The sequence below is a fragment of the Curtobacterium sp. ER1/6 genome (genome assembly GCF_001742745.1).
GTDB lineage: Bacteria > Actinomycetota > Actinomycetes > Actinomycetales > Microbacteriaceae > Curtobacterium > Curtobacterium citri.
This window is the reverse complement of record NZ_MJAK01000007.1, coordinates 69,496-87,047: the sequence shown is the minus strand read 5'-3', so window position 1 is coordinate 87,047 and position 17,552 is coordinate 69,496. Positions and strand designations below refer to the sequence as shown.

Genomic DNA, 17,552 nt, shown 5'->3' with positions numbered 1-17,552 from the left:
TAGGCGCGGTCGGCTGTGAGGGCGGACGGGAGGCGCTGCGCACGACCGGCGCGCGCCTCCCGTCCGCCCGTGGTCGCCCCCGGACACGACGGAACCCCCGCGACGTGCGTCGCGGGGGTTCCGTCGTGTGGTGGTGCTGGACCTACTTGGCTGCGTCGTCCGACTTGGCAGCGGCGTCGGCCTCGACCTCGGCGGCAGCCGGGGTCTCGGTCTCGGCCTCGACGGGAGCGGACTCCTCGGTCGTCTCGGTCTCGTCGACCGGGGTCTCCTCGGCGGGCGTCTCGTCCGCGACCGGCGCAGCGGCAGCGGTCGGGGCGGCGTCGCGCTTGACCGGGGCGGGCTTGCCCGAGACCGGCTCGAGCACGAGCTCGATCGAGGCGAGCGGCGCGTTGTCACCCTTGCGGAAGCCGAGCTTCGTGATGCGGGTGTAACCGCCCTGGCGGTCCTCGACCTGCGGCGCGATCTCCGTGAACAGCGTGTGCACGACGGACTTGTCACGCAGCTGCGCGATGACGCGACGGCGCGCGTGCAGGTCGCCACGCTTCGCGAACGTGATGAGACGCTCGGCGACGGGACGGAGGCGCTTGGCCTTCGTCTCGGTGGTGGTGATGCGGCCGTGCGTGAACAGGGCGTTGGCGAGGTTGCTCAGGAGCAGGCGCTCGTGGGCGGGGCCGCCACCGAGGCGGGGGCCCTTGGTGGGCTTCGGCATGTCAGTTCTCCAGTGGTGATGGTGGTGCGCACCGACTCATCGGTGCGCGTGCGCGTGAGCGCGAGGTCAGTTGTTGGACTCGTCCTCGTCGTACCCGCTGTAGAAGTGGGCGCCGTCGAATCCGGGGACGGTGTCCTTGAGGGACAGGCCGAGCTCGGTGAGCTTGTCCTTGACCTCGTCCACCGACTTCTGACCGAAGTTGCGGATGTTCATGAGCTGCGTCTCCGACAGGGCGACGAGCTCGGACACCGTGTTGATGCCCTCCCGCTTGAGGCAGTTGTAGCTGCGGACCGACAGGTCGAGGTCCTCGATCGGGGTCTGCAGCTCGTTCGAGAGCACCGCGTCGACCGGCGCGGGGCCGATCTCGATGCCCTCGGCCGCCGTGTTCAGCTCGCGGGCGAGACCGAACAGCTCGACCAGCGTGCGACCGGCCGACGCGATGGCGTCGCGCGGCGTGATCGCCGGCTTCGACTCGACGTCGACGACCAGGCGGTCGAAGTCCGTTCGCTCACCGGCACGCGTCGCCTCGACGCGGTAGGTGACCTTGAGGACCGGCGAGTAGATCGAGTCGATCGGGATCTGACCGGCCTCGCTGAACTCGGAACGGTTCTGCGTCGCCGACACGTAGCCGCGGCCACGCTCGATCGTCAGCTCGAGCTCGAACCGCGCGGTGTCGTTCAGGGTCGCGATGACGAGGTCCGGGTTGTGGATCTCGACGCCGGCCGGGGCGGAGATGTCCGCCGCGGTGACCTGACCGGCACCCTGCTTGCGCAGGTACGCGGTGATCGGCTCGTCGTGCTCGCTGGAGACGACGAGGCTCTTGATGTTGAGGATGATCTCGGTGACGTCTTCCTTGACACCGGGGACGGTGCTGAACTCGTGGAGGACGCCGTCGATGCGGATGCTGGTGACAGCCGCGCCGGGGATCGAGGAGAGGAGCGTGCGGCGCAGCGAGTTGCCGAGGGTGTAACCGAAGCCCGGCTCGAGCGGCTCGATGACGAAGCGCGAGCGGTACTCGGAGATCGACTCCTCGGTCAGGGTGGGGCGCTGTGCAATGAGCACTGTGGGATTCCTTTCGGCGGAGTGTCCGCTATATGACACTCGGCGGTACGACGGGGCCGACCGGGCCCCGACGGGTCTGTTGAGTTGTGATCACGCGGACGGGCGGACCGGAACGGCCCACCCGTCCGCGATCGAACGACCAGGAATGGCCGGCCCCGCTCGCCCCGGTCAGGGGACGAGCGGGGAACGGCCGGTTGCTCCTCGCGTCAGACGCGGCGACGCTTCGGCGGGCGGCAGCCGTTGTGCGCCTGCGGGGTGACGTCGTTGATCGAACCGACCTCGAGGCCGGCGGCCTGCAGGGAGCGGATCGCGGTCTCGCGACCCGAGCCCGGGCCCTTGACGAAGACGTCGACCTTCTTGACGCCGTGCTCCTGCGCCTGACGCGCAGCGGACTCGGCGGCGAGCTGCGCCGCGAACGGCGTCGACTTGCGCGAACCCTTGAAGCCCACGGCACCCGAGGACGCCCAGCTGAGGACGGCACCCGACGGGTCGGTGATGCTGACGATGGTGTTGTTGAACGTGCTCTTGATGTGGGCCTGGCCCACGGCGACGTTCTTCTTCTCCTTGCGACGCGGCTTGCGCGCGGCAGTCTTGGGGGTAGCCATGATGATCTCCTATCGGGCCTTCTTCTTGCCTGCCACGGTGCGCTTCGGTCCCTTGCGGGTACGCGCGTTGGTCTTGGTGCGCTGACCACGCACCGGGAGACCACGACGGTGGCGGAGACCCTCGTAGCTACCGATCTCGACCTTGCGGCGGATGTCGGCGGCGACCTCGCGGCGGAGGTCACCCTCCACCTTGAAGTTGCCCTCGATGAAGTCACGGAGGGCGACGAGCTGGTCGTCGGTCAGGTCCTTGACGCGGATGTCACCGGAGATACCGGTCTCGGCGAGTGCCTGGACCGCGCGGGTACGGCCGACGCCGTAGATGTACGTGAGTGCGATCTCCACGCGCTTCTCGCGCGGGATGTCGACGCCTGCTAGACGTGCCATGTGCTGGCTGCTCCTGTTGTCGATGGAGGTGTGGCGCAGTACCGGTGCCCGGGCCTCCGCCCCGAGGTGTCCCCCGCGGCCGGAGCCACGGGATCTGGTACTGCGTGTTCAGTGTTGAGTTGTGGGTCCTGCTGGGAGCTCAGCCCTGGCGCTGCTTGTGGCGCGGGTTGCTCTTGCAGATCACCATGACGCGGCCCTTCCGGCGGATCACTCGGCAGTGCTCGCAGATGGGCTTGACGCTGGGGTTGACCTTCATGGTTGTTTCCTCGTGCTCGCTGGCTTCGTGCCCGGCGGGTTCGCCGAGCCGTTCCTTTCCAGCTCGCGGATCACTTGTAGCGGTAGACGATCCGGCCGCGGGTCAGGTCGTACGGGCTCAGCTCCACGATCACGCGGTCCTCGGGGAGGATGCGGATGTAGTGCTGGCGCATCTTCCCGGAGATGTGCGCGAGGACCTTGTGTCCGTTGGTCAGCTCAACGCGGAACATCGCGTTGGGCAGAGCTTCGAGCACCGAGCCCTCGATCTCGATGACGCCGTCTTTCTTGGCCATAGCCTCACTGTCGCTTGGTTGGATTACCGGTGTGATCCCCGAGCCGGTCTGCGGGTCGGGCGCCACGCCGAAGGGCATGGCACACCAAAGGTCGATCCTATGTGATGGCGGCGGTATTACCAAGTGCCGAGTCCCTCCGGTCACGCGCCACGAGGCTGAGCGTTCCCCAGTGGACCGTCGGCGACTTCCCGGTTCCCCGCCCCGGGTCCGCCCGTAGCCTGGCGATCGACGTCCGTGCCCCGTGCCGGACCACTGATCGGAGTCCCCGTGCCCCACGCACCCCGCCGCCCCCTCGCCCGTCACGGCCGCCTGCGCCGCCACCGCGGCTGGGGCACCGCGCTGGGCCTCGTGGCGTCGGCCCTGGCGGTCGTCCTGGTCAGCGGGACGAGCGTCGCGGCGATCGCCGGCGCACAACTCGCCGCGGCACCGCACACGGTCGAGCTGAGCTCGGACGACCAGCACACGGCGAAGACCGCCGACATCACCGCGATCAAGGGCGGCGCGAACATCCTGATCGTGGGGAGCGACACCCGGATCGGGCAGTTCGACTCCGACGAGAAGGTCGAGGGCGCCCGGAACGACGTCACGATCCTCGTCCACATCTCCCAGGACCACCAGCAGCTCACGGCCGTGAGCTTCCCGCGCGACCTCGAGGTCCCGATCCCGGCCTGCACGAACCCCGAGACCGGGACGACCTACCCGGCCTCCGACGGCGAACTGCTCAACGAGTCCCTCGGCCACGGCGGGCTCTCCTGCGTCGTCGACACCGTCGAGAACCTGACCGGCCTCACGATCCCCTACGCCGGGCTGATCACCTTCGACGGCGTCGTCTCGATGTCGAACGCCCTCGGTGGCGTCGACGTCTGCGTGGCCAAGCCCATCGACGACACGTACACCGGCCTCCAGCTCTCGGCCGGGCAGCACACCCTCGCCGGGCAGGACGCCCTCGCCTTCCTGCGCAGCCGTCACGGTGTGGGCGACTCGAGCGACCTCGCCCGCATCAGCTCGCAGCAGGTGTTCCTCTCCGCCCTGCTCCGCAAGGTGACCTCGGACGGCACCCTGTCGAACCCGGTCACGCTCTACAAGCTCGCCGGCGCCGCCCTCGGCAACATGACGCTCTCCGACGGGCTCGCGCAGACCCGGACCCTCGTCGGCCTCGCCTCCACCCTCCGCGGGATGAGCACGGCGAACATGCTGTTCGTGCAGTACCCGGTGGTCGACGACCCGCAGGACAGCGCGCACGTGCTCGTCTCCACGGACCCCGCGCACGCGCTCAACGTGGCGCTGCAGGAGGACCGGAGGACGTCGTTGTCCGACTCGACGACCGGGCGGGCCTCGGAGGAGTCCCCGACGGCCGGCAGCGCGCCGACGCCGAGCACCGGCACCGCTCCGTCCACCGGTACGGCACCGTCGAGCCAGTCCCCGGCGACCGGCACCGCGCCGTCGAGCAGCACGGGGTCGGGCGGCAGCGGGACGACGACGACCGCTCCGAGCGCGACGCCGCTGCCGTCGAGCATCTCCGGACAGGCCGCGTCCGAGCAGACCTGCACGGTCGGGAACTGACACCTTGCGGAGGTTCCCCGCCGTTCCACGGCGGGGCGCGCCTCCAGGCCGGTACGACCGGGGGGCGGACGCGCGCTACGGGACCGGGACGGGCGTGACGCCGAGCGGCACGAGTCCGGAGGCCCCACCGTCGGTGGCGGTCAGGACCCAGATGCCGTCCGCGTGCACGGCGACCGAGTGCTCCCAGTGCGCCGCGTCCGAACCGTCGAGCGTGCGGATCGTCCAGTCGTCGTCGTCCGTCGAGCTGTCGATCGTGCCGGCGGTGATCATCGGTTCGATCGCCACCACCAGACCGGGCTTCACCGCCGGACCCGCACCGCGGACCCGGTAGTTGAAGACCGGCGGCTCCTCGTGCATCGAGCGGCCGATGCCGTGCCCCGTGAAGTCCTCGACGATGCCCCACGCGCCGGTCTCGTCGACGGCGTCCTCGACGACCGCGCCGACCTCGTTCAGGGAGCGCGCGTGGGCGAGGGCCGCGATGCCGTGCCACAGTGCTCGCTCGGTCGTGTCGCTGAGCGTCTGGCGGGCCGCGGTCAGCGGGGCGTCACCACCGGGCAGCACCGTCGTGAACGCGCTGTCGCCGTTCCACCCGTCCACCTCGGCACCGGCGTCGACCGACACGATGTCGCCCGGCTGGAGCACGCGGTCGCCGGGGATCCCGTGCACGATCTCGTCGTTCACCGAGACGCAGAGCGTGTGCCGGTAGCCCGGCACGAGCTGGAAGTTCGGGATGCCGCCACCGTCGCGGATCGTCCGCTCGGCGATCGCGTCGAGCTCACCCGTGGTGACCCCCGGCCGGAGCGCCTCCCGGACCGCGGTGAGCGCGGCCTCGGTCAGCAGCCCCGGACGGACCATCGCCCGGAGTTCCTCGGGCGACTTGTAGATCGACGGCTTCCGACGGCGCACGGCGCGGACTCAGACGCCCGCGGTGAGCCCGCGGGACGTCAGGGCCGCCTGGATGCGGTCGCCGACCTCGTCGATGCCGCCGAGACCGTCGACGTCCACGACGAGCCCGCGCTCCGCGTAGGCCGCGACGATCGGCGCCGTCTGCTCCGTGTAGACCTGCTGGCGACGACGGATGGTGTCCTCGTTGTCGTCGGTGCGACCCTGGTCCTGCGCGCGCTTGAGCAAGCGCTCGACCAGGGCGTCCTGGTCGGCGACGAGCTGCACGACGGCGTCGATCCCGGTGCCCTGCTCGGCGAGGAGCGCGTCGAGGTACGCCACCTGGCCGACGGTGCGGGGGTACCCGTCGAGCAGGAAGCCCTGCTCGGCGTCCGCCTCGGCCAGGCGGGACTTGACGAGCTCGTTGGTCAGCTCGTCCGGCACGTAGTCGCCGGCGTCCATGATCGCCTTCGCCTGTACCCCGAGCGGCGTGCCCTCGGAGACGTTCTTGCGGAAGATGTCACCCGTGGAGATCGCGGGGACGCCGAAGCCCTCCGCGATGCGACCGGCCTGGGTGCCCTTCCCGGCTCCGGGAGGTCCGACGATGATGAGACGTGCGCTCAACGGAGAAGCCCTTCGTAGTGACGTTGCTGCAGCTGCGAGTCGATCTGCTTCACGGTCTCGAGACCGACACCCACGATGATGAGGATGCTCGCGCCGCCGAACGGGAAGTTCTGGTTCGCGCCGAACAGCGCCAGTGCTGCCAGCGGGATGAGCGCGATGAGACCGAGGTAGAGCGAGCCGGGCAACGTCACCCGGGTCAGGACGTAGTCGAGGTACTCGGCCGTCGGGCGACCGGCCCGGATGCCCGGGATGAAGCCGCCGTACTTCTTCATGTTGTCGGCGACCTCTTCGGGGTTGAAGGTGATCGCGACGTAGAAGTACGTGAACCCGACGATGAGCAGGAAGTACAGGACCATGTAGAACCAGTTGTCACCCGAGGTCAGGTTGTTCTGGATCCAGGTCACCCACGCGGCCGGCTCGGTGCCGTCGGAGGGCTGGTTGAACTGCGCGACCAGGGCCGGCAGGTACAGCAGCGACGAGGCGAAGATGACGGGCACGACGCCGGCCATGTTCACCTTGATCGGGATGTACGTGTTGTTGCCGCCGTACGTGCGACGACCGACCATGCGCTTGGCGTACTGCACGGGGATGCGCCGCTGCGACTGCTCGACGAACACGACGGCCATCATGATGACCAGGCCGACGAGGATCACGAACAGGAAGAGCTCGAAGGACTGCGACTGCTCGATGGCCCAGAGCGCCGACGGGAACTGCGCCGCGATCGACGTGAAGATGAGGAGCGACATGCCGTTGCCGATGCCGCGCTCGGTGACGAGCTCGCCCATCCACATGATGAGGCCGGTGCCGGCGGTCAGCGTGACGACCATGAGCATGATCGCGTACCAGCTGTCGTTCGAGATGATCGACGAGCAGGACGCCGAGGCGTTCGTGCCGAACAGGGCGCCGGAGCGGGCGACCGTGATGAGCGTGGTCGACTGCAGCACACCGAGCGCGATGGTGAGGTAGCGCGTGTACTGCGTCAGCTTCGCCTGACCCGACTGCCCCTCCTTGTAGAGGGCGTCGAAGTGCGGGATCACGACGCGCAGGAGCTGCACGATGATCGACGACGTGATGTACGGCATGATGCCGAGCGCGAAGACCGAGAGCTTCAGCAGCGCGCCGCCGGAGAACAGGTTGATCAGGTCGTAGAGGCCGCCGGAGGACGACGCGCTGGCGAGGCAGCTCTGCACGGCGGCGTAGTCGACGAACGGTGCGGGGATGTACGACCCCAGGCGGAACAGCGCGATGATCGCGAGGGTGAAGCCGATCTTCTTCCGAAGATCTGGGGTGCGCATGATGCGCGCGACCGCTCTGAACACGAGGACTCCGAACTTCTGGGACCGCGCGACCCGACCGGGCGTCACGGTTCGGTCGGCAGCGCCGACCAGGCCGTCGGACGACGGCCACTGTCAAGGAAACCGTAACGGCGGCCCGTGCGCAAACGCACGGGCCGCCGACGGAGGTTACTGGGAGACGGTGCCGCCAGCAGCCGCGATCTTCTCGGCGGCGGACGCCGAGACCTTGTCGACCGAGACCGTGAGCTTCACGCTGATGTCACCCTGACCGAGAACCTTGACCTTCTCGTTCTTGCGGACGGCGCCCTTGGCCACCAGGTCCGCGACGGTGACGTCGCCACCGTTGGGGTAGAGCTCCGCGATCTTGTCCAGGTTCACGACCTGGTACTCGACACGGAACGGGTTCTTGAACCCGCGGAGCTTCGGGGTGCGCATGTGCAGCGGCATCTGCCCACCCTCGAAGCCGACCTTGACCTGGTACCGAGCCTTCTGGCCCTTGGTACCACGGCCGGCGGTCTTGCCCTTGGAACCCTCACCGCGACCCACGCGGGTGCGGTCCTTCTTGGCGCCCGCGGCGGGGCGGAGGTGGTGCAGCTTCAGCACCTGCACGCGCTCGTTCTTCTCGTCGCTCATGCGTCGACCTCCTCGACCTTCACGAGGTGCGCCACCGTCGCGATGTACCCACGGTTCTGGGCGTTGTCCTCACGCAGGACCGTACGGCCGATGCGCTTGAGGCCCAGGCTGCGCAGGGTGTCGCGCTGGTACTGCTTCTCGCTGATAACGGACTTCGTCTGCGTGATCTTCAGCATCGCCATCACGCACCTGCCTTCTCGGTCGCGGCACGCAGTGCTGCGGCCTCGGCGTGGAGCAGACGCGCCGGGACGACCCGGTCGACGTCGAGGCCACGACGGCTCGCGACGGCGCGGGGCTCCTCGAGCTGCTGCAGCGCCTCGACGGTCGCGTGCACGATGTTGATGGTGTTCGACGAGCCGAGCGACTTGCTCAGGACGTCGTGGATGCCGGCGCACTCGAGCACGGCGCGGACCGGACCACCGGCGATGACACCGGTACCGGCAGCGGCCGGACGCAGGAGCACGACACCGGCAGCGGCCTCACCCTGCACCGGGTGCGGGATGGTGTTGCCGACGCGCGGGACGCGGAAGAAGTTCTTCTTCGCCTCCTCGACGCCCTTCGAGATCGCGGTGGGGACTTCCTTCGCCTTGCCGTAACCGACGCCGACGAGGCCGTTGCCGTCACCGACGACGACGAGCGCCGTGAAGCTGAAGCGACGACCACCCTTGACGACCTTCGAGACGCGGTTGATGGTCACCACGCGCTCGAGGAACTGGCTGTCGCCACCGCGGTTGTTGCGGTCACGACCCTGCTGACGGTCACGCCCGCCGCCACGACGGCCGCGCTGGTCGGCGTTGTCGCGGTTGTTCGACGCGGAACCCGCGGCGGTCTCGACCGGACGCTCGGCGACGGCGGCGGTGTCCGCCTCCTTGCCGGTCGTGGCCTTGGCCTCGGTCGTCGCCTCGGCCGCAGGAGCGGTCTCGGTCTCGGCCGCTTCGTTGTTGTTCGCGATGTCGCTCACAGGTTCAGCCCTCCTTCACGGGCACCATCGGCGATCGCGGCGACGCGACCGGCGTACTTGCTCCCACCGCGGTCGAAGACCACGGCCTCGACGCCGGCAGCCTTCGCACGCTCGGCGACGAGCTCGCCGATGCGACGGGCCTTAGCCGTCTTGTCGCCGTCGAACGAACGGAGGTCGGCCTCCATCGTCGACGCGCTGGCCAGGGTGTGGCCCTTCGCGTCGTCGATGACCTGGACGAACACGTGACGCGACGACCGGGTGACGGCGAGACGCGGACGCGCCTCGGTGCCGGTGATCTTCTTGCGGAGACGGTTGTGACGGCGCGCCTTGGCGGCCGACTTGCTCTTTCCTCGGATACCGAGAGCCATGATCACTTACCTGACTTTCCGGCCTTGCGGCGCACGATCTCGCCCGCGTAGCGGACACCCTTGCCCTTGTAGGGCTCGGGCTTGCGCAGCTTGCGGATGTTGGCAGCCACCTCGCCGACGGCCTGCTTGTCGATGCCCGACACGGTGAGCTTGTTGTTGCCCTCGACGGCGAAGCTGATGCCCGCCGGCGGCTCGACCGTGATGGGGTGGGAGTAGCCGAGCGCGAACTCGACGTTCGAGCCCTTCGCCGCCACGCGGTAACCGGTGCCGACGACCTCGAGGCCCTTGGAGTAGCCCTGGGTGACGCCGACGATGTTGTTCGCGATGAGGGTGCGGGTCAGGCCGTGCAGGGCACGGGACTCGCGCTCGTCGTCCGGGCGCGTGACGAGGACCTGGTTCTCCTCGACCTTGGCCTGGATGGGCTCAGCGATGACGAGCGAGAGCTCGCCCTTCGGGCCCTTGACCGCAACGGTCGAACCGTCGACGGAGACGGTCACGCCGGCGGGGATGTCGATGGGAAGACGTCCGATACGAGACATTGTCGGTCACCACACGTAGGCGAGGACTTCCCCACCCACGCCCTTCTGCTCGGCTTCACGGTCGGTGAGCAGTCCCGACGAGGTCGAGAGGATCGCCACGCCGAGGCCACCGAGGACCTGGGGGATCTCCGTCGACTTCGCGTACACCCGGAGACCGGGCTTCGAGACGCGCTTGATGCCGGCGATCGAACGCTCGCGCTCGGGGCCGTACTTCAGGTCGATCGTGAGGGTCTGCCCGACGCGGGCGTCCTCGATCTTCCACTCGCTGATGTAACCCTCGCGCTTGAGGATGTCGGCGATGTTCTTCTTCAGCTTGGAGCTGGGCAGCGAGACGGCGTCGTGGTGCGCCGAGTTCGCGTTCCGCAATCTGGTCAGCATGTCTGCGACCGGATCGGTCATCGTCATGATGGTCGTCCATTCTTCGCCTGGTTTCGACACCCGTTCCACGAATGCCGACCTGAGCGATCGGGTGGTCTCCGAGCGGTTCCCGGAGACCTGGAGGCCGGCGGCTGACGCCGACGGCCGGTGTTCGTGCGTGCGGGCCGGAGGACGTGAATCCTCCGGCCCGCAACGCCCGGACTATCTTAGACCGTCTGGTCGGCCGAACGGAACGGGAAGCCGAGCTGGCGGAGCAGCGCGCGGCCCTCGTCGTCCGTCTTCGCGGTGGTCACGACGGTGATGTCGAAGCCACGCACGCGGTCGATGCGGTCCTGGTCGATCTCGTGGAACATCGACTGCTCCGTGAGACCGAACGTGTAGTTGCCGTTGCCGTCGAACTGCTTGTCGCTCAGGCCGCGGAAGTCGCGGATGCGGGGCAGTGCGAGGGTGACGAGGCGGTCGATGAACTCCCACGCGCGGTCACCACGGAGGGTGACGTGCGCGCCGATGGCCTGGCCCTCACGCAGCTTGAACTGCGCGATGGACTTGCGGGCCTTCGTCACGACCGGCTTCTGACCCGTGATCGCCGTGAGGTCCTTGACGGCCCCCTCGATGATCTTCGAGTCACGAGCCGCCTCGCCGACGCCGGTGTTCACGACGACCTTGACCAGGCCGGGGACCTGGTTGACGTTCGCGTACCCGAACTGCTCGGTGAGAGCGGTCTTGATCTCGTTCTTGTACTTCTGCTTGAGGCGCGGCTCGACCTTGGTCGCCGGCGCGGCAGTCGTGTCGGTCATCAGAGCTTCTCACCCGACTTCTTGGCGTAGCGGACGCGGACGGTCTTCTTGACGCCGTCCTTCTCCACCTCTTCGATGCGGAAACCGACGCGCGTCGGCTTCTTGGTCTTCGGGTCGACGATCGCGACGTTCGAGACGTGGATCGGAGCCTCGTGCTGCTCGATGCCACCCGTCTTCGAACCACGCTGCGTCTGGCCGACGCGGACGTGCTTCGTGACGAAGTTCACGCCCTCGACGACGACCCGGTTCTTGTCCTTGAGGACCTCGATGACCTTGCCCTGCTTGCCACGGTCGCCGCCGCGCTCCTGCTTGGCGCCCGTGATCACCTGGACGAGGTCGCCCTTCTTGATGTTCGCCATGGCTTACAGCACCTCCGGCGCGAGCGAGATGATCTTCATGAACTTCTTGTCACGGAGCTCGCGACCGACCGGACCGAAGATGCGCGTACCGCGCGGGTCGCCGTCGGCCTTGAGGATCACTGCCGCGTTCTCGTCGAACTTGATGTAGGAGCCGTCCTGACGACGGGTCTCCTTCTTGGTGCGAACGATGACCGCCTTGACGACGTCACCCTTCTTCACGTTGCCGCCGGGGATGGCGTCCTTCACCGTGGCGACGATGACGTCACCGAGACCGGCGTAGCGACGACCCGAGCCACCGAGCACGCGGATGGTCAAGATCTCCTTGGCACCCGTGTTGTCGGCGACCTTCAGGCGGGATTCCTGCTGAATCACTGCTGTCTCCTATTCCGAAGCAGGCCGGGGCCTACTTGGCCTTCTCGAGGATCTCGACCAGGCGCCAGCGCTTGGAGGCGCTGAGGGGACGGGTCTCGCTGATGACGACGAGGTCGCCGACACCGGCGGTGCCGAGCTCGTCGTGCGCCTTCACCTTGGACGTGCGACGGATGATCTTGCCGTAGAGCGCGTGCTTCACGCGGTCCTCGACCTCGACCACGATGGTCTTGTCCATCTTGTCGCTGGTCACGTAGCCGCGACGCGTCTTGCGGTAGCCGCGGGTCGAGGCGGCGGAGTTGTTCTCTTCGTTCGCCATCAGTTCTCCTCGGCGGTAGCGGCCTCGGTCGACTCGGCGGGCTTGTCAGCCTTCTTCGTCGTCTTCTTGGCCTTGGTGGCGGTCTCGACGGGCGCGGGGGTGGCACGGATGCCGAGCTCGCGCTCGCGGAGGACGGTGTAGATGCGTGCGATGTCGCGCTTGACGGCACGGAGACGGCCGTGGCTCTCCAGCTGGCCGGTGGCCGACTGGAAGCGGAGGTTGAAGAGTTCCTCCTTGGCCTTCTTCAGCTCGTCAGCGAGACGCTCGTTCTCGAAGGTGTCGAGCTCCGTCGGACGGAGCTCCTTGGAACCGATCGCCATTATGCGTCGCCCTCCTCGCGCTTGATGATGCGTGCCTTGAGGGGCAGCTTGTGGATTGCACGGGTCAGCGCCTCGCGAGCGATGTCCTCGCTGACGCCGGAGAGCTCGAAGAGCACACGACCCGGCTTGACGTTGGCGACCCACCACTCGGGCGAGCCCTTACCGGAACCCATGCGGGTCTCAGCCGGCTTTTTGGTGAGCGGGCGGTCCGGGTAGATGTTGATCCAGACCTTGCCGCCACGCTTGATGTGACGCGTCATGGCGATACGAGCGGACTCGATCTGACGGTTGGTCACGTAAGCGGGGGTCAGCGCCTGGATGCCGTAGTCACCGAACGACACCTTGGTGCCACCGGTCGCCTGGCCCGAGCGCTTCGGGTGGTGCTGCTTGCGGTGCTTGACTCGACGGGGAATAAGCATGGTTACGCCTCAACTCCTGCGCCGGCCGGCGCGTCCTGCGGGGCCTGCTGCTGACGGCCGCCGCGGTCGCCGCCACGGCGGTCCCCACGGTCGCCGCGCTCGCCACGCGGGCCGCCACGACGCTCGGGGCGCGACGAACGCTGGTTCGCCTGCTCGCGAGCGAGCTCCTTGTTCGTGATGTCGCCCTTGTAGATCCAGACCTTCACGCCGATGCGGCCGAAGGTGGTCCGAGCCTCGTAGAAGCCGTAGTCGATGTTCGCGCGGAGCGTGTGCAGGGGCACGCGGCCCTCGCGGTAGAACTCCGAGCGCGACATCTCGGCGCCGCCGAGACGACCCGACACCTGGATGCGGACACCCTTGGCGCCGGCGCGCTGTGCACCCTGCAGGCCCTTGCGCATGGCGCGACGGAACGCGACACGAGCGGAGAGCTGCTCGGCGATGCCCTGCGCGACGAGCTGGGCCTCGGTCTCGGGGTTCTTGACCTCGAGGATGTTGAGCTGGATCTGCTTCTTGGTGAGCTTCTCCAGCTCGCTGCGGACGCGCTCCGCCTCGGCGCCGCGGCGGCCGATGACGATGCCCGGACGCGCCGTGTGGATGTCCACGCGGACGCGGTCGCGGGTGCGCTCGAGCTCGATGCGGGCGACACCGGCGCGGTCGAGGGTCTTCTTCAGGTACTCGCGCACCTTGATGTCCTCGGCCACGTAGTCGGCGTAGCGCTGACCGGCCTTCGTGCTGTCGGTGAACCAGTGCGAGACGTGGTCCGTCGTGATCCCGAGACGGAAGCCGTACGGGTTGACCTTCTGGCCCATTACTTGCTCGCCTTCTTGCTCGTCGCGGCGACCTCGGCCTCTTCCGGCGTCGCGAGGACGACCGTGATGTGGCTGGTGCGCTTGTTGATGCGGAAGGCGCGGCCCTGTGCACGCGGCTGGAACCGCTTCAGGGTCGTGCCCTCGTCGACGAAGACGCGGCTCACGTAGAGGTCGCGCTCGTCGAGGAAGCTGTTCGTGCCGTCCGCCTTGACGCGTGCGTTCGCGATCGCCGAGGCGACCAGCTTGTACACGGGCTCCGAAGCGGCCTGGGGGGCGAACTTCAGGATGGCGAGGGCCTCGTGGGCCTGCTTGCCGCGGATCAGCTCGATGACGCGACGGGCCTTCTGAGGCGTGACGCGGATGTGTCGCACGCGTGCGATCGACTCCACCATTTCGTTCCTCCTCTTCGTCCCCGCGTTAGCGGCGACGGCCCTTCTTGTCGTCCTTCACGTGACCACGGAAGGTGCGGGTCGGCGCGAACTCGCCGAGCTTGTGACCGACCATCGACTCGGTGACGAACACCGGGATGTGCTTGCGGCCGTCGTGCACGGCGATCGTGTGTCCGAGCATGTTCGGGACGATCATCGAGCGACGCGACCAGGTGCGGATCACGTTCTTGGTGTTGGCCTCGTTCTGCGTGACGACCTTGCGGAGCAGGTGCTCGTCGACGAAGGGGCCCTTCTTCAGACTGCGTGGCATCTTCTGAACTCCTACTTGCGCTTCTTGCCGGCGTTACGGCGACGGACGATGAGCTTGTCGCTCGGCTTGTTCGACTTGCGCGTGCGACCCTCGGCCTGGCCCCAGGGGCTGACCGGGTGACGACCACCGGACGTCTTGCCCTCACCACCACCGTGCGGGTGGTCGACCGGGTTCATCGCGACACCACGCACGGTCGGGCGGACGCCCTTCCAGCGCATGCGGCCGGCCTTGCCCCAGTTGATGTTGGACTGCTCGGCGTTGCCGACCTCACCGATGGTGGCGCGGCAGCGCGCGTCGACGTTGCGGACCTCGCCCGACGGCAGGCGGAGCTGCGCGTAGGGGCCGTCCTTCGCGACGAGACGCACCGAGGCGCCGGCCGAACGGGCCATCTTCGCGCCGCCACCGGGGCGGAGCTCGATGGCGTGGATGACCGTACCCACGGGGATGTTGCGCAGCGGCAGGTTGTTGCCGGGCTTGATGTCGGCGCCGGGGCCCTGCTCGATGACGTCGCCCTGCTTGAGCTTGTTCGGCGCGATGATGTAGCGCTTCGTGCCGTCCACGTAGTGCAGGAGCGCGATGCGCGCGGTGCGGTTCGGGTCGTACTCGATGTGTGCGACCTTGGCGTCCACGCCGTCCTTGTCGTGACGACGGAAGTCGATCACGCGGTACTGGCGCTTGTGGCCACCACCGATGTGACGCGTGGTGATGCGGCCCGAGCTGTTGCGGCCACCGGTCTTCGGCAGCGGACGAAGCAGCGACTTCTCCGGCGTCGAACGGGTGATCTCAGCGAAGTCGGCGACCGACGAGCCGCGACGACCAGGGGTCGTCGGCTTGTAGTTACGAATAGCCATGATTTATCCCTCTGGTCCTCAGCCGACAGCCGTGAAGATGTCGATCGAACCGGACTTGAGCGTCACGATGGCACGCTTGGTGTCCTTGCGCTTGCCCATGCCGAACTTGGTGCGGCGGGTCTTGCCCGGGCGGTTCAGCGTGTTGATGCTCGCGACCTTGACGTCGAAAATCTTCTCGATGGCGAGCTTGATCTCGGTCTTGTTCGAGCGGGGGTTCACGATGAACGTGTACTTGCCCTGGTCGATCAGGCCGTAGCTCTTCTCCGAGACGACCGGCGAGATGATGATGTCGCGCGGGTCCTTGTTGAAGCCGCTCATGCGGAGATCTCCTTCGCGGTCTTCGACGCGATGAAGGCGTCGAGTGCGCTCTTGCTGAAGACGAGGGCGTCGGCCTTGAGCACGTCGTAGGCGTTGAGCTGGCCGTACGACAGCGCGTGGACGTTCGCCAGGTTGCGGACCGACTTGAGCGTCAGCTCGTCGTCCGACTCGAGCACGACGAGCACGTGCTTGACGGGCGCGACCTTCTCGATGAGCGTCCGGGCGGTCTTGGTCGACGGCGCCTCGGCCGCGACGAAGGACTCCACCGCGGAGATGCGGCCACCGCGGGCGCGGTCCGAGAGCGAGCCGAGCAGGGCTGCGGCGATCATCTTCTTCGGGGTGCGCTGCGAGTAGTCGCGCGGGGTCGGTCCGTGGACGACGCCACCGCCGGTGTGCTCCGGAGCGCGGACCGAACCCTGACGGGAGCGGCCGGTGCCCTTCTGCTTGAACGGCTTGCGACCGGCACCGCGGACCTCGCCGCGGTTCTTGGTCTTGTGCGTGCCCTGACGCGCGGCGGCGAGCTGCGCGGTGACGACCTGGTGGATCAGCGGGACGTTCGTCTCGACGTCGAAGAGCTCGGCGGGCAGCTCGATGCTGCCGGCGACGGCTCCGGTCGCGTCGAGGACGTCGATCGTGGTTGCGGTCTCGGTGGCCATGATCACTTACCCTTCACGGCGGTGCGGACGAAGACGGAGCGGCCACGAGCACCGGGGACGGCGCCCTTGACGAGCAGCAGACCCTTCTCGGCGTCGACGGCGTGCACCGTGAGGTTGAGGACGGTCACACGCTCGCCACCCATGCGACCGGCCATGCGCATGCCCTTGAAGACACGCGACGGGGTCGACGAAGCACCGATCGAACCGGGCTTGCGGTGGTTGCGGTGGGCACCGTGCGAAGCGGACACACCGGCGAAGCCGTGGCGCTTCATGACACCGGCGAAGCCCTTGCCCTTCGACGTCCCGACGACGTCGACCTTCTGGCCGGCCTCGAAGGTGTCGACGGTGAGCTCCTGGCCGAGGCTGTACTCGGCGGAGTCGTTGGTGCGGATCTCGGTGAGGGTGCGACGCGGGGTCACACCGGCAGCCTCGAAGTGGCCGGCGGCCGGCTTGTTCACCTTGCGCGGGTCGATGGCGCCGGCGGCGATCTGGATCGCCTCGTAGCCGTCGCGCTCGACGTTGCGGATCTGGGTGACCACGTTCGGGCCGACCTCGATCACGGTGACGGGGATGAACTTGTTGTTCTCGTCCCACACCTGGGTCATCCCGAGCTTCTTGCCGAGGAGGCCCTTGACGGTCTTGGTTGAGTTCGCCATTGGTCGGTCCCCCTTACAGCTTGATCTCGATGTTGACGTCGGCCGGGAGGTCGAGTCGCATGAGCGAGTCGACGGCCTTCGGCGTCGGGTCGACGATGTCGATGACCCGCTTGTGCGTGCGCTTCTCGAAGTGCTCGCGCGAGTCCTTGTACTTGTGAGGGGAACGGATCACGGTGACCACGTTCTTCTCGGTGGGGAGCGGCACCGGGCCGACCACGGTCGCACCGGCACGGGTCACCGTGTCGACGATCTTCCGGGCCGACGTGTCGATGACCTCGTGGTCGTACGACTTGAGCCGGATGCGGATCTTCTGTCCCGCCATGTGTCTCTCTGTCCTCTCTGCGCCGCGCACCCTCGGGCCGCCTGACGCCGCCGTCACCGTGCATTCCTGCAGGGCTTGGCTGTTTTCCTGAACCAACCGGCCGCATC

Annotated in this window: 30 protein-coding genes; 1 reads left to right on the top strand and 29 read right to left on the bottom strand. The window is 67.9% G+C overall.

The genetic code is table 11. The features are described 5' to 3' along the window. Positions 1–142 precede the first annotated feature (142 nt). From rplQ to infA, 6 genes are all read right to left on the bottom strand, one after another. On the bottom strand, positions 143–709 hold the full coding sequence (gene rplQ / locus Cus16_RS11670) for a 50S ribosomal protein L17 (protein WP_069712815.1): 567 nt from the start codon (positions 707–709) through the stop codon (positions 143–145). Between the two features lie 66 nt (positions 710–775). Continuing rightward, on the bottom strand, positions 776–1,771 hold the full coding sequence (locus Cus16_RS11665) for a DNA-directed RNA polymerase subunit alpha (protein WP_069712814.1): 996 nt from the start codon (positions 1,769–1,771) through the stop codon (positions 776–778). Between the two features lie 206 nt (positions 1,772–1,977). Next, complete coding sequence (gene rpsK, locus Cus16_RS11660) at positions 1,978–2,376, bottom strand: 30S ribosomal protein S11 (RefSeq protein WP_017885507.1); 399 nt, start codon at positions 2,374–2,376, stop codon at positions 1,978–1,980. Positions 2,377–2,385: 9 nt separating this feature from the next. Next, on the bottom strand, positions 2,386–2,760 hold the full coding sequence (gene rpsM, locus Cus16_RS11655) for a 30S ribosomal protein S13 (RefSeq protein WP_058728274.1): 375 nt from the start codon (positions 2,758–2,760) through the stop codon (positions 2,386–2,388). 139 nt (positions 2,761–2,899) lie between these two features. Beyond that, positions 2,900–3,016, bottom strand: coding sequence for a 50S ribosomal protein L36 (rpmJ, locus tag Cus16_RS16050; RefSeq protein ID WP_022903266.1), 117 nt, complete (start codon positions 3,014–3,016; stop codon positions 2,900–2,902). A gap of 70 nt (positions 3,017–3,086) precedes the next feature. Beyond that, positions 3,087–3,308: a translation initiation factor IF-1 gene (gene infA / locus Cus16_RS11650; protein WP_017885509.1), complete on the bottom strand. Its 222-nt coding sequence runs from the start codon at positions 3,306–3,308 to the stop codon at positions 3,087–3,089. Between the two features lie 267 nt (positions 3,309–3,575). Between infA and Cus16_RS11645 the strand changes: the two genes are divergently transcribed. Continuing rightward, positions 3,576–4,871, top strand: coding sequence for an LCP family protein (locus tag Cus16_RS11645; RefSeq protein ID WP_223246601.1), 1,296 nt, complete (start codon positions 3,576–3,578; stop codon positions 4,869–4,871). Positions 4,872–4,946: 75 nt separating this feature from the next. On the opposite strand, the gene map is transcribed toward Cus16_RS11645, so the two are convergent. The 23 genes from map to rpsJ all read right to left on the bottom strand — a co-directional run bounded on the left by map (position 4,947) and on the right by rpsJ (position 17,445). Further along, positions 4,947–5,777, bottom strand: a complete 831-nt coding sequence (gene map, locus Cus16_RS11640) for a type I methionyl aminopeptidase (protein WP_083263920.1) — start codon at positions 5,775–5,777, stop codon at positions 4,947–4,949. A 9-nt stretch (positions 5,778–5,786) separates the two neighbouring features. Beyond that, positions 5,787–6,377, bottom strand: a complete 591-nt coding sequence (locus Cus16_RS11635; RefSeq protein ID WP_069712813.1) for an adenylate kinase — start codon at positions 6,375–6,377, stop codon at positions 5,787–5,789. Continuing rightward, positions 6,374–7,696, bottom strand: a complete 1,323-nt coding sequence (gene secY, locus Cus16_RS11630) for a preprotein translocase subunit SecY (protein ID WP_058728271.1) — start codon at positions 7,694–7,696, stop codon at positions 6,374–6,376. The genes Cus16_RS11635 and secY overlap by 4 nt, the downstream gene beginning before the upstream one ends. 144 nt (positions 7,697–7,840) lie before the next feature. After that, the gene (gene rplO, locus Cus16_RS11625; protein ID WP_069712812.1) at positions 7,841–8,305 is read right to left on the bottom strand and encodes a 50S ribosomal protein L15; all 465 of its coding nucleotides are present in this window, start codon (positions 8,303–8,305) and stop codon (positions 7,841–7,843) included. Then, positions 8,302–8,487, bottom strand: coding sequence for a 50S ribosomal protein L30 (rpmD, locus tag Cus16_RS11620; protein ID WP_031273241.1), 186 nt, complete (start codon positions 8,485–8,487; stop codon positions 8,302–8,304). The genes rplO and rpmD overlap by 4 nt, the downstream gene beginning before the upstream one ends. Next, entirely contained in the window at positions 8,487–9,257 is a 771-nt protein-coding gene (gene rpsE / locus Cus16_RS11615) for a 30S ribosomal protein S5 (protein ID WP_141718954.1), read from the bottom strand. Before rpsE ends, rpmD begins: the two co-directional genes overlap by 1 nt. A gap of 5 nt (positions 9,258–9,262) precedes the next feature. Further along, on the bottom strand, positions 9,263–9,634 hold the full coding sequence (rplR, locus tag Cus16_RS11610) for a 50S ribosomal protein L18 (RefSeq protein ID WP_066657014.1): 372 nt from the start codon (positions 9,632–9,634) through the stop codon (positions 9,263–9,265). 2 nt (positions 9,635–9,636) lie between these two features. Continuing rightward, complete coding sequence (gene rplF, locus Cus16_RS11605; RefSeq protein ID WP_069712810.1) at positions 9,637–10,173, bottom strand: 50S ribosomal protein L6; 537 nt, start codon at positions 10,171–10,173, stop codon at positions 9,637–9,639. A gap of 6 nt (positions 10,174–10,179) precedes the next feature. Next, positions 10,180–10,578 (bottom strand): 30S ribosomal protein S8, encoded by a 399-nt coding sequence (gene rpsH, locus Cus16_RS11600; RefSeq protein ID WP_069712809.1) that lies wholly within the window; start codon positions 10,576–10,578, stop codon positions 10,180–10,182. 179 nt (positions 10,579–10,757) lie between these two features. Continuing rightward, the gene (rplE, locus tag Cus16_RS11595; protein WP_069712808.1) at positions 10,758–11,348 is read right to left on the bottom strand and encodes a 50S ribosomal protein L5; all 591 of its coding nucleotides are present in this window, start codon (positions 11,346–11,348) and stop codon (positions 10,758–10,760) included. Continuing rightward, a complete protein-coding gene (rplX, locus tag Cus16_RS11590; protein WP_069712807.1) occupies positions 11,348–11,707 on the bottom strand; it encodes a 50S ribosomal protein L24 in 360 nt (119 codons plus the stop codon). Before rplX ends, rplE begins: the two co-directional genes overlap by 1 nt. A 3-nt stretch (positions 11,708–11,710) precedes the next feature. Beyond that, a complete protein-coding gene (gene rplN / locus Cus16_RS11585) occupies positions 11,711–12,079 on the bottom strand; it encodes a 50S ribosomal protein L14 (protein ID WP_017885523.1) in 369 nt (122 codons plus the stop codon). Between the two features lie 31 nt (positions 12,080–12,110). Beyond that, complete coding sequence (gene rpsQ / locus Cus16_RS11580) at positions 12,111–12,395, bottom strand: 30S ribosomal protein S17 (RefSeq protein ID WP_066657023.1); 285 nt, start codon at positions 12,393–12,395, stop codon at positions 12,111–12,113. Further along, positions 12,395–12,715: a 50S ribosomal protein L29 gene (gene rpmC / locus Cus16_RS11575; protein ID WP_065960029.1), complete on the bottom strand. Its 321-nt coding sequence runs from the start codon at positions 12,713–12,715 to the stop codon at positions 12,395–12,397. Before rpmC ends, rpsQ begins: the two co-directional genes overlap by 1 nt. Continuing rightward, positions 12,715–13,134, bottom strand: a complete 420-nt coding sequence (gene rplP, locus Cus16_RS11570; protein WP_065960031.1) for a 50S ribosomal protein L16 — start codon at positions 13,132–13,134, stop codon at positions 12,715–12,717. The genes rpmC and rplP overlap by 1 nt, the downstream gene beginning before the upstream one ends. 2 nt (positions 13,135–13,136) lie before the next feature. Then, on the bottom strand, positions 13,137–13,943 hold the full coding sequence (rpsC, locus tag Cus16_RS11565; RefSeq protein WP_069712806.1) for a 30S ribosomal protein S3: 807 nt from the start codon (positions 13,941–13,943) through the stop codon (positions 13,137–13,139). Then, a complete protein-coding gene (gene rplV, locus Cus16_RS11560; protein WP_069712805.1) occupies positions 13,943–14,335 on the bottom strand; it encodes a 50S ribosomal protein L22 in 393 nt (130 codons plus the stop codon). The genes rpsC and rplV overlap by 1 nt, the downstream gene beginning before the upstream one ends. Positions 14,336–14,360: 25 nt before the next feature. After that, the gene (gene rpsS / locus Cus16_RS11555) at positions 14,361–14,642 is read right to left on the bottom strand and encodes a 30S ribosomal protein S19 (RefSeq protein WP_017885529.1); all 282 of its coding nucleotides are present in this window, start codon (positions 14,640–14,642) and stop codon (positions 14,361–14,363) included. A gap of 11 nt (positions 14,643–14,653) precedes the next feature. Beyond that, the gene (gene rplB, locus Cus16_RS11550) at positions 14,654–15,493 is read right to left on the bottom strand and encodes a 50S ribosomal protein L2 (protein WP_065960035.1); all 840 of its coding nucleotides are present in this window, start codon (positions 15,491–15,493) and stop codon (positions 14,654–14,656) included. 18 nt (positions 15,494–15,511) lie between these two features. Continuing rightward, complete coding sequence (rplW, locus tag Cus16_RS11545) at positions 15,512–15,811, bottom strand: 50S ribosomal protein L23 (protein WP_069712804.1); 300 nt, start codon at positions 15,809–15,811, stop codon at positions 15,512–15,514. Continuing rightward, entirely contained in the window at positions 15,808–16,467 is a 660-nt protein-coding gene (gene rplD, locus Cus16_RS11540; RefSeq protein WP_069712803.1) for a 50S ribosomal protein L4, read from the bottom strand. Before rplD ends, rplW begins: the two co-directional genes overlap by 4 nt. A gap of 2 nt (positions 16,468–16,469) precedes the next feature. Next, a complete protein-coding gene (rplC, locus tag Cus16_RS11535) occupies positions 16,470–17,123 on the bottom strand; it encodes a 50S ribosomal protein L3 (RefSeq protein WP_022906340.1) in 654 nt (217 codons plus the stop codon). A gap of 13 nt (positions 17,124–17,136) precedes the next feature. Next, positions 17,137–17,445, bottom strand: coding sequence for a 30S ribosomal protein S10 (gene rpsJ / locus Cus16_RS11530; protein ID WP_022903286.1), 309 nt, complete (start codon positions 17,443–17,445; stop codon positions 17,137–17,139). Positions 17,446–17,552: the final 107 nt, after the last annotated feature.